This window comes from Streptomyces globosus (assembly GCF_003325375.1).
Classification (GTDB): Bacteria; Actinomycetota; Actinomycetes; order Streptomycetales; family Streptomycetaceae; genus Streptomyces; species Streptomyces globosus_A.
This window is the reverse complement of record NZ_CP030864.1, coordinates 72,463-90,238: the sequence shown is the minus strand read 5'-3', so window position 1 is coordinate 90,238 and position 17,776 is coordinate 72,463. Positions and strand designations below refer to the sequence as shown.

Sequence of the window (17,776 nt, the reverse complement as noted above, 5' to 3'; positions counted from 1 at the left end):
TACCTCTTGCAGCATGGAGATCACCCTACTGGCGTAGGAGGGGGCCTCCAAGGGTGTGATCGAGTTCCGGCCATTGGACCGGTCGTTCCCCGTCGGGGCGGCCGGACGAGAGGAGGCACGGTATTTGGCTGAATTTCCGCGGAGCCGCAGAGGGGAACCGCACGCGGACCCCGTATTACGGCCAAGCCCCGATCGTGGCCGGAATGCGCCTTGCGGCCGCCGCGTGCGCCACCGGTCCCCGGGTCACCGCCACCCGGCGGCCGGGTCGGGGGCGGCCGGTACGGCGATCCCGGTCGCCACGTACTCCACGCCCTCCCGGACTACGGTCCGCCAGTGGCCGGTGAAGGTGTCCACCCGGCGGCCGCCGACCACCGGGCCGGGCACGTGCAGGGAGCTGGTGAAGGTGCCCCGCTCCGGATCGGGGGTGATCGTGCAGTCGCTGAAGTCCATCATCCGGCCCAGCAGGGGGAAGCAGGTCTTGTACGTGCTCTCCTTGGCGCTGAACAGCAGCCGGTCCCAGGCCACGGCGGGATGGGACAGGGTGAGGCGGTCCAGCGTGCGCCGCTCGCCGGGTGAGGCCACCATCCTCTCGATGCCCGAGGGCAGCGCGGAGTTCGGCTCGGCGTCGATCCCGACCGCGGCGACCGCTGCGGTCCTGGCCACCGCCGCGGCCCGGTATCCGGGGCAGTGGGTCATGCTGCCCACGACGCCCGCGGGCCAGGCCGGCTCCCCGCCCGGCCCGGGCAGGATCGGCCCGGGCGGCACCCCGAGCCGGGCCAGGGCGGTGCGGGCGCACAGCCGGACGGTGGCGAATTCCCGCCGGCGCCTGTCGATCGCGCGCTTCACCCTGTCCGCTTCCTCCGGGTACAGGTGGATATTCGGAGGGTCTGCGAACAGCTCCACGGTGACGACGCCCGGCAGTGTGCCGACGAGGAGGCCGGACCGCTCGGCGCCGGGGTGCGCGTCGGGCCCCGACCCCGCGCGGCGGCCGCGGGCCGGGCCGTCCGGCCAGGTCGGGCGGGATTTTCGCGCCCCGTGGCGGACATCGGGAATGGGCTCTGCAATTCGTGGCACTGGTGCCCCCTCCGCTTGCGCAACTCGCCATGATCATCCACGATGCATTCTCGTCGGGCCTCGACTTCCGGTGACGGGGAGGGGGCCGATCCGAGGGTAGTTTCAGCGCTCAACCACTTTAGCGGGCGCTGTGCTATACAGGCCTTGGCGTGCGGGTTTCAGGGGCCGAACGGTCCGTGAAACGGGTCCGCCGGCCGGTTTTTCAGCGAATGCATCGGGGGATGTGGATGATTCGGCGCTGTCATTCGTCATGGCCGCTTCCGGGCCAGGACGCGGGTCGGCCGCCGGCGGCCGCCGCGCGTGCCGCAGCCGGACGGCTGCCCCTATGCTGAGCCGCCGGGTCGTCCTGGGCCTTCCCGCGCTCTCCGTCGGCGGACTCTCCGAGAACTGGCTGTTACGCGAGGCAGGCGACCTCCACTGGTCCCTGATCGGCGAGCACTTCGGCCTCCCGGTCGCGGAACTCGCCGACGCCGACGGTGAACGGCTGCTCCCCGCCTTCACCCGAGCCCGCCTGGCCGCGGCCGACTCCCTGCGCTTCTTCACCGAGCACGACGAGGGAGAACTCGCCGGCACCCTCGCCCGGCTCGACGAGCACGCCTTCGTCAGCGACATCCGCTTCACCACGCCCACGACGTCCGTCGACGTCAGGCTCCTGACCTCCTTCGTCCGCCGGGGCGCCGGCAACTGGCTCGTCCCCGGCACCCCGCGCCACGAGGGCCGCGGCCCCGTGGCGGACGCGAGCGCGGAACACCGTGCCTTCCGGAGCGAGTTCAGGGACCTCGCCCGGCTGGAGGACAGTGGCGCCGCCGGCCTCTTCTCCGACACCTACGAGCTGAATCCCTTCGCGGACGTGAATGCGGCAGGCCTGCTCTACTTCGCCTCGTACCCGCACATCAACGACCGCGGCGAGCGCAAGTACGCACGGTCCGCGGTACCCGGCGAGGAGTGGGCCGTCGACGCCGTCACCCTCAGCCGCGACATCGTCTACCTGGGCAACTGCGGCCTGTCCGACGCCGTGCGCTACCGGCTGGACTCCGTCCGGCGGGAGTCGCAGGACCGGGTGGTCCTCACCTCCTCCCTCCTGCGGGAACGCGACGGCCGGCCCCTGGCCCGCCTGGAGACCGTCAAGCGGCTGGTCCGGCCCGAGGCGTTCACCGCGCTCACGGGCGACCGCCCCGCCGCGGCCGCCACGACCGGGTCCGCACCCCCTTCCGCCGCCCCCGGCTCCGAACCGCCGCGCGCCGCCCTGCCCGAAGACCTCGAAGCCCGGCTCCTGGCCGTGATGGAGACGGTGCTGGGCGCGCCCGCGGGCTCGCTGACCGCGGACGACGACCTCCGCCCGCACGGACTGGACAGCCTGGCCCTGTCCGAGGCAGCCGTACGGGCCGAGGACGAGGTCGGCTGCGAGATCGATCCCAGCACCCTGTTCCAGGCGTTCACCGTCACCGCCATGGCGCGCGTCCTGCGCGGCGGACGACCGGGTGCGGCCGAAGCCGCGCAGGCGCCGCCGGCCGCAGCGGCGCCGCCGGCCGTACCGTCGGCCGAGAGTCCCGCCGCCGTGCCGATCGCCGTGATCGGCATGGCCGGCCGGTTCCCCGGCGCGCCGAGCGTGCCCGAACTGTGGGACCTCCTGGGCCGCGACGAGGACGCCGTCCGCGACATTCCCGCGGACCGCTGGAACGCGGCGGAACACCCCGGCCTGATCGGCAGGGCGGCCCTGCTCGACGACATACGCGCGTTCGACCACGAGTTCTTCGCCATCAGCCCGCGGGAAGCCGCCCTGATGGACCCCCAGCAGCGGCTGCTGCTGGAGACCGTGTGGGCGACAGCGGAGGACGCCGGATGCGACCCGGCCTCGCTGGGCGGCACCCGCACCGGCGTCTACGCGGGCGTGTGCCACTCCGACTACGCCGCGCTCGTCGCCCGGCACGCCGGGCGGGACGAGCCCCACCTGAGCGTCGCGGTCTCACCCTCCCTCGTGGCCAACCGCGTCTCGTACGCCCTCGGCCTGCGCGGGCCCAGCGTCGCCGTGGACACCCTCTGCTCCTCGTCCCTCGTCGCCGTCGCACAGGCCGTGGCCGCGCTGCGCGCCGGCGAGTGCGACCAGGCGTTCGCGGGCGGCGTCAACGTCCTGTGCGACCCCTCCCGGCACCACGCCTACCAGCGCACCGGCGTCCTGAGCCCGCGGGGCCGCTGCCACACCTTCGACGACACCGCGGACGGATACGTCCGCGGCGAGGGCGTCGCCGCCCTGCTCCTCAAGCCGCTGGACCGGGCGCTGGCCGACGGCGACCGCGTGCACGCGGTGATCCGCGGCGCGGCCGTCAACCACGGCGGGCAGGCCCGGTCCTTCACCGCGCCCAACCCTGACGCGCAGGCCGACCTGCTCGTCACCGCCTACAACGAGGCGGGCGTCGACCCGCGCACGATCGGCTACATCGAGGCGCACGGCACCGGAACACGCCTGGGCGACCCGATCGAGGTCTCCGGCATCGTCGCGGCGTTCGAGCGGCTCTACACGCAGTGGGGCCACGCACGCCCCACCGAGCCGCACTGTGCGGTGGGCTCGGTCAAGACGAGCATCGGCCACCTGGAAGCTGCCGCCGGAATCGCCGGCCTGATCAAGGTGATCCTGGCGATGAGGCACCGCACGCTGCCGGCCGCGCGCAACCTGGACCGCCCCAACCGGATGATCAAACTTGACGGCACCCCCTTGCGCCTCCAGCGCGAACGCGGCGCCTGGAAGCCGCCCGTGGGCGGCGGCCCCCTGCGGGCCGGGGTCAGCTCCTTCGGGATGGGCGGTACCAACGCGCACGTGGTCCTGGAAGAGGCCCCCCGGCCGGCGGCGGCCCCGGCCACGGGCTCGGCTGTGGTCGTGCCCGTCTCCGCGAGGACCCCGCAGGCTTTGCGGGAGGCCGTGGCCCGCCTGCTGGAGGCAGTCCGCTCCCCGGACGCCCCGCCGCTCGCGTCGATAGCGCGGACCCTGATCACCGGGCGTGCGGCACTGCCGTACCGCGTCGATGTCGAGGCACGCGACCTCCGTGGACTCGCCGCGGGCCTCGCCGCGGTGCTCGACACTCCGGCGGACGCTCCCGTGAACGGGCAGTGCGAAGGGGCGGGGCCGGCCCGGACCGCCCCGGACACACCGCCCGTCTCGCTGCCGACCTACCCCTTCGCCCGCGACCGGCACTGGGTCGCACCCGTCCCAGGCGGTGAACTCCTCACCGCCGAGTGGGCCGACGCACCGGCGCCGGACACCGCCGACACCGGCCGGCTGCTGGTGGTCGCCACCGACCGGGAACTGGCCCGCAAGGTGCTCGGGGAACGCGCCCTCGTGCACGTCCCCGGGGATCCCGTTCCCGCACTGGCCGGCCTCGGCGGGATCGTCGACCTCGTCGACTGGTCCGCCCCCGGCACCCTCGTCACCGAGCGCATCGGCCTGCTGCAGCGGACGCTCACCGCGAACCCCCGCGTCGGGCTGCGGTGCGTCCACGTCAGCGGCGCCGAACGCTCCGCGCTCGCGGGCTTCTACCGCTCCCTGTCCGGTGAGTTCCCGGCCCTCCACGGCCGCACCGTCCGCGTCGACGGCGGCACCGCCGAACTCGCCGCCGCCGTCCGCGCCGAGACCGCCGCCGTGGACCGGGAGACGGAGATCCGCTACGAGGGCACCGGCCGCCGCCGGCCCGTGGCCGCCTTCGCGCCGGTCAGGACCGGCGAGGACCTGCTCGCCGGCGTCGGCCGCGGCGGCGCGGTGCTCATCACCGGCGGTCTCGGCGGCATCGGCCTGCGCCTCGCCGCCCACCTCGCCGACCGGGGGGCCCGCCACATCGTGCTCGTCGGGCGTTCCCGGTTGCCGGTCCGCAACCAGTGGGCCGCCCTCGTCGCCGCACCCGCCACCGACCCGGCCCTGCGGGAGCGCCTCACCGCGCTGCTCGCCCTCGTCGAGCGGGGGGTGACGCTGACCGTGCGGACCGACGCCTTGGACGACGTCGCCTCCCTGAGGCGGCTGATCGGCAGGGTCAGGAAGCAGGCCGGCGGCATCGACACCGTCTTCCACTGCGCGGGGGTCATGGACCCGCCCACGTCGTTCCTGTCCCGTACACCCGAGGAGATCTCCCGGGTGCTGCGGCCCAAGAGCGAGGGGCTGCGGGTGCTGTGGGCGGCGCTCGGACCCACGCCGCCCCGGCTCATGGTGCTGTTCTCCTCCGTGGCGGGCGCGGTGCCGTCCCTCGCCGCGGGCCATCTGGACTACGCGGCGGCGAACGGGGTGCTGGACGACTTCGCCGCCGCCCACGACACCGGCGCCTCCGGCTGCACGGTGCGCGCCCTGCGCTGGCCCCTGTGGCGGGGCGTGGGCATGGGCCGGGAGCGTACGAGTGCCGGCGGCGGCCTCGGCATCCCCGACCTCGGCGCCGACGACGCGCTGGACCTCCTCGACCTGGCCCTGCGGGTGCCCGGCGACCCCGTCCTCCTGCCCTGCCGGGTGGAGCGCACCGCCCTGGCAGCCGACGAGTTGTTCCTGGCCCCGCAGCGCGGTGTGCAGGCGCGGCCCGCTCAGGCCCCGGCCGAGGCAGCGTCCGACGAAGTGGCCGTACCGGCCGGGACCTCGACCGCGGAGAACCCATCCGCCCGGGCCGTGCCGGCCGACGGGACCGCACCGGCGGCGCCGCAGGACTGGCTGTACCCCGTCGTCGCCCGCACCACCAAGGTCGACCCCGGCCTGCTGGCCGCCGACACCGTGCTCGGTGACATCGGTGTGGACTCGCTGCTGATGGCGGAACTCGTACGGGACCTGGAGGAGGTCCTCGGCCGCCCAATCGATCCCAGCCTCCTCCAGGAGCACCCCACGCTCGGCGGCCTCGCCGCCGCGCTCGGCACACCCCCGGCCGAGGCCGTACCCGGACCGGCCGGCCCGCCCGCCCCCGAGGCGCCGGTACGGCCGTCCCCGACCGCCGCACCGGCACCGGCACCGGCACCGGCACCGGCACCGAGCCCGTCCCCGGACGGGCGGCCGACACCCATCGCGGTGATCGGCATGGGCTGCCGCCTGCCGGGGGCGCCCGACCCGGCGCGGTTCTGGGAGGCCCTGCTCGCCGGCCGCGACCTCGTGACCGAGGTGCCGGCCGACCGCTGGGACACCGCCTCCCTCTACAGCCCGGGCGGCGAGCCGGGGCGCAGCACGAGCAGGTGGGGCGGATTCCTCGACGACGCCGCCCTGTTCGACCCGGACTTCTTCGGATTCGACGCCGAGACGGCCCGCCACCTCGACCCGCTGGCGCGCAAGGCGCTGGAGGTGTCCGTGGAAGCGCTGCGGGACGCCGGGTACCGCGAGGACGAGGTACGGGGAGGAGCCGTCGGCGTCTTCGTCGGCACGCGCACGGGCAACCACCGCGCGCACCTGCAGCCCCCGCTGCGGCCCTACATCGCCGGCGTGAACCAGAACTTCGTCGCCGCCCACATCTCGCACTTCCTGGACCTGACGGGGCCGAACCTCGTGGTCGACAGCGCGTGTTCCTCGTCGCTGGTCACCATCCACCTCGCCGCCCGGAGCCTGGCATCCGGGGAGTCGTCCATGGCCCTGGCCGGAGGCGTGGACCTGCTGTTCGACGAGGAGCCCTACCTCATGCTGAGCGCCGGCAAGGCGCTGTCGCCCACCGGCCGCTGCCGCACCTTCGACGAGTCCGCCGACGGCCTCGTCCCGGGCGAGGGCGCCGGGATGGTGCTCCTCAAGCGCCTCGACGACGCCCTGCGAGACGGGGACCGGGTACTGGCCGTCATCGAGTCCTCGGGCGTGAACAACGACGGCCGGACCATGGGGCACACCACGCCGAACGGACGCGCCCAGCGCGCCCTGATCTCCGACGTGCTGACGCGCGCCGGAGCGGACGCCCGCACCGTCGGCTACGTCGAGGCCCACGGCACCGGCACGGTGATCGGCGACCCGATCGAGCTCCAGGCCCTGACCGCCGTGCACCGGGCGTACACCGAGGACCGCGGCTACTGCGGCATCGGCAGCGTCAAGAGCTCGATCGGACACACGCTCAGCGCCGCGGGCGTCGCCGGATTCGTCAAGGCGGTCCAGATCCTGCGGCACGGCCGGATCCCGCCCACGCTGCACTGCCACCGGCCGAACCCGCGGTTCGCCTTCGCCGACTCGCCCTTCTACCCGGTCACCCGGGTGACGGACCTGCCGGCCGGGAGCCGGGTGGCGGTCAGCGCCTTCGGCTTCGGCGGCACCAACGCCCACGTCCTGCTGGGCCCCGGGACCCCCGGGGAACCGGGACGGCCACCGCTTCCCCGGCCCGCCTACCGGCGCCGCAGGTTCTGGCGCCTGCCCGCGGTGCCCGGACCGGCCCCCGCACCGGTCCGTTCGGCCCGGCTCGACCTGACCTTCCCGTAACCCGGCGCGGCCCGGCCCCCACGCCCCCGCATCGCCGACCACCAGGAGAGAACACGTGGACCGTAGGTCCGTTCGCTGTGCCCTGCACCTGAAGCGGGACAACCCGATCGTCGACGACCACCGGGTCCACGGGGTGCGAACCCTGCCGGGCGTCACCTTCCTCGACATCGTCCACCGGATGCTCGCCGCCCGGGACATCCCCCTGGACCGCGCCGAGCTGAGCGACGTGCTGTTCGTCGAGCCGGTGGTCACCGCGGACTCGTTCGACCGTGAGCTGACCGTCGAGGCCACACCCGACGGCGCCGTCCTCCGGGTGACGGCGACCAGCCGCCGGCTGCGCGACGGACAGCCGGTCGACGACAGCGCGACCACCCACCTGCGCGCCACCCTGCGCACCGACCTGCCCCCGCTCACCGGGGCCGCCGAACCCCAGCCGTCCGACGGGGCGCCGCGTGACGTCGACACGGTCTATGCCACCGGCCGGTCGGCCGGCATCGAGCACCGGGCGTTCATGCGCTGTACCGGAACCCTGCGCGCCACGGCGGACCGGGTCCGCGCCGAGATCGCGCTGGGAGACGAGGCGCGGAGCACGGCGGGGGACTTCCTGCTGCACCCCGCCCTGCTCGACGGCTCGACCATGCAGGCGTACGCGCTCGCCTTCGACGGGCCGAACGGGGACGGGCGTCCCCTCATCCCCCTGCACATCGGCTCCTTCCGCGCCGCACGCGCCCTCGGGGACGCCTGCACCGTCGACCTGCGCATGCACCCGGCCGGAGCAGGCGCCGGGGACGACGTGGTGAAGGCCGACATCGAACTGCACGACGCCTCGGGCGCGTTGGCCGCCCGGTTCACGGACCTGACCTTCAAGCGGGTCCGCTCCGCCGCCGCGATCACCCGGCTTGCCGCCGAGTGGCCCGAGCCGGCCCCGCAGGCTGCGGCCGGAGCCGTCCACGCGCAGGCAGCCGTCCCCATGCAGGCAGCCGCCATCGCCCCGGCCGCCGTCCCCGTCCGGCCCGAAAGCTCTGCGGAGCCGGCCCCCGCGGACGCCGCACCGGCGGACCTCCGGGCCGAGGTGGTCGAGCTGGTCCGCCGGGCCGCCGGCGACCCCGCCCTGGCGGTCGAGGGAGACCGGGGCTTCTACGACCTCGGCCTGGACTCCTCCCACCTGCTCACCCTGGTGCGGCTGTTCGAAGAGCACTGGGACATCGCGCTCTACCCGACCCTGCTGTTCGAATACCCGACCGTCGACGCGGTCACCGCCCACCTCGCCGGACTGCTGCCCGCCGAGCGGGCCGCACGCCCGGCCTCCCACGCCGCCGCGGCGGACACCCCCGCGCGGACCCACTGCCTGACCGGCCTGTGGCAGGCGGCGCCGCGTCCTCCCGCGCCGGCCGCCGGACCCCTGCTGGTCATCGGCGACCAGCCGGTGCGGGCCGACCAGATCACCGTCCGGCGCGGCCCCGCCTTCCGCCGGACCGGCCCCCGCTCCTACGAGCTGCGCCCCGCCGAGACCGGGGACCTCAGGCTGCTCCTCGCCGACCTCGCCGGGCAGGGCGCGGCGTGGGAAGGCGTCCTGCACGCCGCCGACCGGGACGCCACCGGCCTCTCCGGGGCCGTCCAGTCCGCCTGCGCAGAGGTGCTCGCCCTGGCCCAGGTCCTCGCCGACCGCCCGGTCCCCGTCGTGCACGTGGGGCCGGGCCCCGTGGCCGCAGCCGTCGCCGGACTGGCCCGCACGGTGCGCCTGGAGCAGCCCAGCCTCGCGATCACCGCTGTCGAGTCCGACGGCCCCGCCGACGCGGACGCCCTGCTCGCGGAGTTCGCCGGCCACGGGGAGTCCTGGGTACGGCACGCCCCCGACGGCCGCCACGTCCGCCGCTACCGCGACGCCGACCTCGGCCCGGCGGCCCCCGTCCGGCCCGGCGGCGTCTACCTGATCACCGGAGGTGCGGGCGGCATCGGCCGGCAACTCGCCGCCCGGCTGACCGCGCGGGGGGCCGTGCCCGTCCTCACGGGGCGCTCGCCCCGCCCGGAGTCCGACGGCTCCTACATCCCGGCCGACATCACGGTGCCCGCCGAGGTCGACGCCCTGATCAGCGGCATCCTCGAACGGTACGGCCGCCTGGACGGCGTCGTGCACGCGGCCGGCGTCCTGCGCGACGGGCTGTTCCCCGCGAAGCCCGCCGCGGACCTCGACGCGGTCCTCGCGCCGAAGGTGCGCGGCGCCGTGCTGCTGGACGAGGCCACCCGCCACCTGGACCTCGACTTCTTCGCCCTGTTCTCCTCGGTGACAGGCGTCGCGGGCAACGCGGGGCAGAGCGACTACGCGGCCGCCAACGCGTTCCTCGACGCCTACGCCCGCGACCGCGGACTGCTCTCCTTCGCCTGGCCGCTGTGGGCCGAGGGCGGCATGCGCACGGACGCCGCCGCCGAAGCCCTGTTCGCCCGGCAGGGCCAGGTCCCGCTGCCGACCGCGGCCGGGCTGGACGTGTTCGAGCGGGCCCTCGGCCTGGCGGGTACGGAGCTGGTCGTGCTCCACGGCGACCCGGAGCGGGCCCGCGGGGCTCTCGGCCTCGCCCCCGCCGCCGCCCCGCCGGACGCCACGCCCGCCGGCGCCCCCCGGCCCGACGCCGTACCCGCCGACGCCGCCGCCCCGCGGCCCGCCCGGACCGGCGGCGCGCCGGAGGCCGGCGACCCGGACATCGCCGTGATCGGCGTCGCCGGCCGCTACCCCATGGCCGAGGACCTCGACCGGTTCTGGAGCAACCTCGCCGCCGGCCGGGACTGCGTCACCGAGATCCCTGCCGACCGCTGGGCCCCGGAGGGCTTCTACCGGCCCGACCGCTCCGACGGCCACTCCTACAGCAAGTGGGGCGGATTCCTGGAAGGCATCGACGAGTTCGACCCCGGCTTCTTCCGGATCACCCCCCGCGAGGCCGCGGGGATGGACCCGCAGGAGCGCCTGTTCCTCCAGACCTCCTGGCACGCCCTGGAGTCCGCCGGCCTCACCCGCGCCGACGTGGCCGGCCGCATGGTCGGCGTCTTCGCCGGAGTGATGTTCAACCAGTACCAGATGCTCGGGCTCGGCGCCGAGGACCGGCTTCCCGTCCTGCCGACGTCTTTCTCCTCCGCCGTGGCCAACCGCGTATCCGCCTTCCTCGACCTGCGCGGCCCCAGCCTGGCCCTGGACACCATGTGCTCCTCCTCCCTCACCGCGCTGCACCTGGCCTGCGAGAGCCTGCGGTCCGGGGAGAGCGAGCTCGCGCTGGCGGGCGGGGTGAACCTGATCGTCCACCCGTACAAGTACCTGCACCTGAGCCAGGTCGGCTTCGTGTCCTCCGACGGCCGGTGCCGCGCCTTCGGCGCCGGCGGCGACGGTTACGTACCCGGCGAGGGCGTCGGGGCCGTCGTGCTGAAGCCGCTCGCCCGCGCCCTGGAGGACGGCGACCGCGTCCTCGCGGTGATCAAGGGCAGCGCCGTCAACCACGGCGGGCGCGCCGGCGGGTTCTTCGTCCCCAACCCCGCGGCCCAGGCCGACGTGGTGCGCCGCGCCCTGGCCCGGGCGGGCGTGGATCCCGCCTCCGTCGGCTACGTCGAGGCGCACGGCACGGGCACCTCCCTCGGAGACCCCATCGAGATCACGGCCCTCTCCCAGGCCTACGGCGGCGGCGCGCGGCCCCGGATCGGCTCCGTGAAGTCGGGCATCGGACACCTGGAGTCGGCCGCGGGTATCGCCGGACTGACCAAGGTCCTCCTCCAGCTGCGTCACCGCACCCTGGTCCCCTCCCTGCACGCCGATCCGGCCAACCCGTCCGTCGACTGGGCCGCCACAGGCCTGCGCGTCCAGCGCGAGAGCGCGCCGTGGCCCGTCCCGGCCGCGGGCGGGCCGCGCCGCGCCGGCATCAGCGCGTTCGGCGCCGGCGGTTCCAACGCCCATGTCGTCGTCGAGGAGTTCCCGCAGCCGGCACCGCCCGCCGACGACCCCTCCACCGCCGGACCGCAGGTGGTGCTGCTCTCCGCCCGCACCCCGCAGGCGCTGCGCGAGCTCGCCGAGCGGTACGCGGAGGCGACGGCGGGAGACCCGCTCGACGCACTGGCCGCCGTGGCCGAAGCGGCCGCCCTCACCGGCGCCGACCCGGAGGCCGAGCTGGACGAACTCGGCCTGGACGTCGCCGACCTGCGCCGGCTCTCGCGCATCCTCGCCGACCGGTTCCCCGGACGGGCCCCTCACGTGGACGCACGTTCCACCCTCGCCTCTCTCGCCGAGGCCGTCTCGGCGGGCGCCGCAGGGGGAGCCCCGCTGGCCGACATCGCGTACACGACGCAGATCGGTCGGGAAGCCCTGGAGGAGCGGCTCGCCGTGGTCGCGTCCGACACGGCCGGATTCCGCACCGCCCTCCGGGCCTTCCTCGCCGGCTCGCCGGCACCGGGTCTCCACCGCGGCACCGTCACCGGGCAGCACACCGCTCCCGGCCCGCTCGCGGCGGACGCGCTCCCGGCCGACCCGTCCGCGTGGGCGCGCAGCTGGGCGGCGGGCGGCGCGCCCGACTGGCGGGCCCTGCACCGGGGTCGGCAGCCGCGCAAGGCGGAGCTGCCGCAGTACCCGTTCGCCCGCGTGCGGTGCTGGGTCGACGTACCGGCCCCGCAGTCGGCCGGCCCCGCATCCCCCGGGACCGCCCCGGAGCCCGACGCAGAGCCGCTCCCGCTGGACGTGCCCGCCTGGGAAGCCGTTCCGGCACCCGCCGCGCCGCCGGTTCCGGACGGCCCCGTCGTGGTGCTCCACGCGCCCGCCCGTGCGGGCCTCGCCCGCGAGCTGGCCGCCCGCCACCCGGGCGCGGTCCTCGCCGAACTCGGCACCCCGATCCGGGTGACACCCCGACTGGTCTACATCCTGACCGGGCCCACCGAACCCGCCGACACCTCCCTGAACGAGGCCGAACGCGTCGCGCGCGCCGAGGACGCGGGAGTCAAGGCCCTCGCCCCGTACGCCAGGGCCTGGTCCCGCGCGCACACCCTCGACTGGGTGGTCGTCACCACCGGGGCCGCTGCCCCGCCCGGCCGCACCGTCACCGACCCCTACGGCGCCGCCGTCACCGGCTTCGCCCGGGTCATGGAGAACGAGCACCGCGGCTGGTCCGTCGCCTGCGTCGACCTCGACCCCGCCCACCCCTCCGCCGCCCTCCTGGCGCCCGGACCCCGCGGAACCCGCGTCGCGTACACCGGAACCGTCCGCCACGCCCAGATCCTGCGGCCCGCCCCCGACGCCGACGGACCCGTCCCGCTGCGCCGCGGCGGCACCTACGTGATCGTCGGAGGCGCCCGGGGCATCGGCCTGGCCATCGCCCGCCGCCTCGCCGAGGACTGGGACGCCCACGTGGTGCTCGTCGGCCGCAGCCGGTTCGACGGCGCCGACCTCGGCGACAGGATCCGCTACGCCCGCGCCGACGCCACCGACCCCGGCCGACTGGCGGCCGTCCTCGACGGCGCCGGCCCGGTGCACGGCATCATCCACGCAGCACTGGTACGGCGCGACCGGCTCGTACGCGACCTCACGGACAGCGACCTCGCCCACAGCCTCGCGGCCAAGTCCGGCGTCGCCGCGGCCCTCGTCGACGCCCTGCGCGGACGGAACCCGGACTTCCTCGTGTTCTTCTCCTCCGCCCAGTCCTTCCTCGGCGACCCCGGCCTCGCCAACTACGCCGCCGGCTCGACCTTCCTCGACGCCTACGCCCACGCGCTCGACGCCCGCCTGCCCTACCCGGTGCGCGCCGTCGACTGGGGCTTCTGGGGCACCGTCGGGGCCGTCGCCGACGACACTCACCGGGAACGCCTGACCGCGGCCGGATTCCGGTCCATCACCCCCCGGGCGGGCTTCGCCGCGCTCGTCGAGACGCTCCGGGGGGCGGCGCCCCAGAGCGTCGTCGTGCCCGGTACGGACGCCCTGCGCGCGCGCATGGCAGCGGACAGGGAAACGGAGAGCACCGACGTGACGCCCCCCAGCGGTCGGCCCCACGCCGCCGACCTGCGCGTCGTGGACGACTTCCACGCGCTCGACCGGCAGATGACCCGCATCGCGGGCGGGGCCCTGCTCGCCCTGCTGGACGGCCTTGGTGCATGGAACGGACCCGACCCCGACGCGGACGAGGTCCTGCACCGGGTGGGTGTCACCCCCCGGTACGAGCGCCTGCTGCGCACCCTGCTCGACGCGCTCGTGGACGACAACCTGCTCACGCCGCACGCCGGACGCCTGCGCCCTGCGGCGGACGCCCTGGCCGCCGCCCGCCTCGGCGGCCACCTCGGACAGCTCGCCGACCTCGCAGCCGCGCACCCCGAGTCCGCGGTCTTCGTACGGCTCCTGGCCCTGTGCCTGGAGCACTATCCGGAACTGCTGCGGGGCGAACTCCTCGCCACCGACCTGCTCTTCCCGTCCTCCGGCACCTCGCTCATGGAACGCGTCTACCGCGGCAACCCCATCAGCGACCTCTACAACGACCTGCTCACCGGCCGCCTCGTCGCCGATGTCGAGGAACGCCTCAGCGTCCTGCCCGCCGGCGCGGCCGTCCGCATCCTGGAGGTGGGTTCGGGCACCGGCGGCACCTCCGCCGGACTCCTGCGCGCCCTCGCGCCGTACGGCAGCCGGATCGAGTACTGGTACACCGACCTGTCGGTGACCTTCCTCGCCCACGGCCGGCAGGAGTTCGGCACGCCGTACCCCTTCGTACGGTTCAAGCGCCTCGACCTCGACACCGACCCCGTCGGCCAGGGCTTCGACGAGGGCGGCTTCGACTTCGTGGTCGGCGCGAACGTCCTGCACGCCACCTCGGACGTCGGCCGTGCCCTGCGCCACCTGCGCAGGGTCCTGCGCACCGGCGGCGAGCTGCTCCTCAACGAGCTGACGACGGTCACCCTGTCCGGCACGCTCACCTACGGGCTGTTCGACGGCTGGTGGGCCCACGGCGACACCGGCCTGCGCCTGCCCGGCTCGCCGCTCCTGGACGTTCCCGGCTGGACCGGTGTGCTCCGCGAAGCCGGGTACGAGACGGTGGCGGCCTCGCCGGACCCGGCTTGGACCACGCACAACTTCCAGCACATCCTGGCGGCGCGGGCAGCGGCCGGCGCCCCCGTGCCCGCCGCACGTACGGCGGGGACCGCGCAGGCCGACGCAGCCGCGCCGGCCACCGGGGCCGCAACGACCGCATTCACGGACACGCTGCTCGCCCTGGCGTCGGACGCCTCGGGCATCCCCGTCGGCGAACTCGACCTCGACCGGCAGATCGGCGACTACGGCTTCGACTCGGTCAGCTACAACCTCCTCGCCAGCCGGCTCGGCGAGGCCTTCGGCCTGGACGTGACCCCGGCGCTGTTCTACGAGACCCCCACCCTGAGGGCGCTCGCCGACCGGCTCGCGCGAGACCACCGCGGGGCACACCCCGCCGCGACGCCCCCCGCCGCGACGCCGGCCGTCCCGGCACCGCCCGCCGCGCCGGCCCCGGAGGACCGGGCCGCCGAGCCCCCGGGGGCGCGCCCCGCCGGCCCCGAGGCGATCGCCGTCGTCGGAATGAGCGGACGGATGCCCGGCAGCGCCGACCTCGACGCCTTCTGGGAGCACCTGGTGGCAGGGGACGACCTCGTCACCGCCGTTCCCGCCGACCGCTGGGACCCCCGTGCCCTCCCGGAAGGGGTGCACGCCGCCCGCGGCGGCTTCATCCACGACGTCGACCGCTTCGACCCCCTCTTCTTCGGCATCTCCCCGCACGAGGCCGAGGGCATGGACCCCCAGCAGCGGCTGGTGCTGGAAGGGGTCTGGACGGCGCTGGAGGACGCCGGTCTGGCACCGGGCAGCCTCGCCGGACGCGACGTCGGACTGTTCGTCGGCGCGGGGTCGAGCGACTACGACGAGATCCGCAGGGCCTGCGGCCTGCCCGTCGACGCGCACGCCGCCACCGCCACCGCGCACTCCATCCTCGTCAACCGGGTCTCCTACCACCTCGACCTGCACGGCCCGAGCGAACCGGTGAACACCGGCTGCTCCAGCTCCCTGGTCGCCATCCACCGGGCCGCCGAGTCCATCCGCTCAGGCGAGTGCGACATCGCCGTGGCCGGCGGGATCAACCTCGTGCTGTCCCCGCACAACCACGTCCTCCTCAGCAGCACGGGCATGCTGAGCCCGACCGGGCGGTGCAGGACCTTCGACTCCCGCGCGGACGGGTTCGTGCGCGGCGAGGGCTACGGGTTCGTGGTGCTCGCCCGCGCCGAGGCGGCCCGGGGCCGCACGGTCCGCGCCTGGCTGCGCGGCAGCGCCGTCAACCACGGGGGCCGGGCCCGGTCCCTGACCGCCCCCAACCCGGCCGCTCAGGCGGCGATGATCGTACGGGCCCACGAGCGCGCCGGGACCGACCCGGCCACCCTGGGCTACCTGGAGGCGCACGGCACCGGCACGCAGCTCGGCGACCCGGTGGAGGTCAACGGCCTGCGACTGGCCTTCGACGCACTGCCGATCCGCCCGGGGACACCTCCGCCCGCCGCACCGTACTGCGCCCTGGGAGCGGTCAAGGCCAACATCGGACACCTGGAGTCCGCCGCCGGCGCCGCCGGAGTGATCAAGGTGCTCCTCGCGATGGAGCACGGCGTGCAGCCGCCGCTTGCCGGACTGCGGGAGCACAACCCGCACCTGCGGCTCGACGGCAGCCCCTTCGAGCTGCTCCGTTCGGCGCGGGCCTGGCCGCGGCCGGCCGCCGGGCCGCGCCGCGCGGGCGTCAGCTCCTTCGGCTACGGAGGCGTCAACGCCCACGTCGTCCTGGAGGAGGCGGAAGCCGCGCCCGAGGTGCGGCGGACGGACGGCCCATGGGTGTTCCCGCTGTCCGCCCGCACCCCGCAGGCCCTCCGCCGGTACGCGGCGGCACTGCGCGGAGCCGTCGAACGGGCCGACCGGACACCGGAACTGGCCGACGTGGCCCACACCCTCCAGCACGGCCGCGACGCCATGGCCGAGCGGCTCGCGGTCACGGCCGCCGACCGGCCCACGCTCGTCGCCGCCCTCCGGGCCGCCGCCGACGGCAAGGACCACCCGGCGCTGGCCCGGCCCTCCGGGGGGACGGACGCCGACCGCTGGGTGTCCGGGGACGCCGTGGACTGGCCGGCGGGCGGAGTGGCGATCCCGCTGCCCACCTATCCCTTCGAACGCCGCCGGTGCTGGGTCGCCCCCGCGGCCGCCCCGTCGGCACAGGCTCCGGCAGTGGTCCCGGTTCCGGCCCCGGCGGGCACGGACGCGGTGCCGGCGGTCCCGTCCGGGCCCGGCGTGTACGCTCCGCGCCGGCAGCCGGTCGCCGACATGGCCCTGCGCGGACCGGTCACCGGCCCGGTCTGGCTGCTCGGAGCAGCCGACCTGCCGGGGGACGACGTCCACCGGATCGGCGCGGCACCGCTGGAGTCGCTGCCGGCCCCGGCCGCGGTCCACGCCGTGATCGAGGGCGAGCGCGGCGTCCTCGACCTCTTCCGGATCGTCAACCACCTGGTGACGCGCCCCGGATCGGGCGGCGAACTCGCCCTGACGGTCGTGACCCGCTCCGCGGACGACCCGGCCTCGGCCGCCGCACTGGGCCTCGCCCGGTCGGTCCGCAGCGAGTGCGAGCGCTGGCGGGTGGCCACCGTCGACATCGGTCCGGGGGACCCGGCGGCGGTCCGCGCCGCCGCCCCCGGCGACTACGCGCTGCGCGCCGGACGCTGGTACCGGGAGGTGCTGGAGCCCGTCGACGACACGGCCGGGGCCCGTCCCGTCCTGCGCGAGGGCGGTACGTACGTGATCGTCGGGGGGACCGGCGACGTCGGTCTCGACATCGCCGAGCAGCTCGTACGGCGGCACGGTGCCCGCGTCGTGCTCGTCGGGCGCTCCGCCCCGGACGAGGACCGGGCGGCCCGGATCAAGGCCCTCGACCCCTCGGGCACCCGCGTGGAGGTCCACCGGGCGGACGCCGCGCAGCCGGGCGAGCTGCGCGCCGTGCTCGACCAGGTGGGCGACGTCCACGGGGTCCTGCATTCGGTGACCGTGCCGAGCGACCGTTCGCTGGCGGCCATGGACGAGGAATCGTTCCTGCGGGGCATGGCCGCCAAGAGCCGCACCACGGAGGCGCTCGCCGAGGCGCTGGGAGACCGCCGGCCGGACTTCCTGGCGCTGTTCTCCTCGGTGCAGTCCTTCCTCGGCAACCCCGGCCAGGCGGCCTACGCAGCCGGGTGCACCGCCCAGGACGCCATCGGCCGGGCGCTCGCCGCGCGGCTCCCCTACCCCGTCCGCGTCGTGAACTGGGG

At 75.7% G+C, this 17,776-nt stretch carries 3 protein-coding genes (1 of these 3 cut by a window edge); 2 read left to right on the top strand and 1 reads right to left on the bottom strand.

All coding sequences use genetic code 11. From position 1 onward, the window contains the following. Positions 1-243: 243 nt before the first annotated feature. On the bottom strand, positions 244-1,074 hold the full coding sequence (locus C0216_RS31400) for a 4'-phosphopantetheinyl transferase family protein (protein WP_246043047.1): 831 nt from the start codon (positions 1,072-1,074) through the stop codon (positions 244-246). Positions 1,075-1,399: 325 nt separating this feature from the next. Between C0216_RS31400 and C0216_RS31395 the strand changes: the two genes are divergently transcribed. After that, positions 1,400-7,474 carry a beta-ketoacyl synthase N-terminal-like domain-containing protein gene (locus C0216_RS31395; protein WP_114059171.1) on the top strand — a complete coding sequence of 2,025 codons (6,075 nt, stop codon included), beginning with the start codon at positions 1,400-1,402 and terminating at the stop codon, positions 7,472-7,474. A gap of 55 nt (positions 7,475-7,529) precedes the next feature. Continuing rightward, positions 7,530-17,776: the 5' portion of an SDR family NAD(P)-dependent oxidoreductase gene (locus C0216_RS31390; protein WP_114059170.1), read on the top strand. 3,187 nt of this gene lie beyond the right edge of the window; the window shows 10,247 of its 13,434 coding nt (coding positions 1-10,247); the start codon lies at positions 7,530-7,532; its stop codon lies beyond the right edge, outside the window.

Excerpts from the sequence above, each read along its gene's own strand:
- C0216_RS31395 (WP_114059171.1), top strand. The coding sequence starts at position 1,400 with ATGCTGAGCCGCCGGGTCGTCCTGGGCCTTCCCGCGCTCTCCGTCGGC.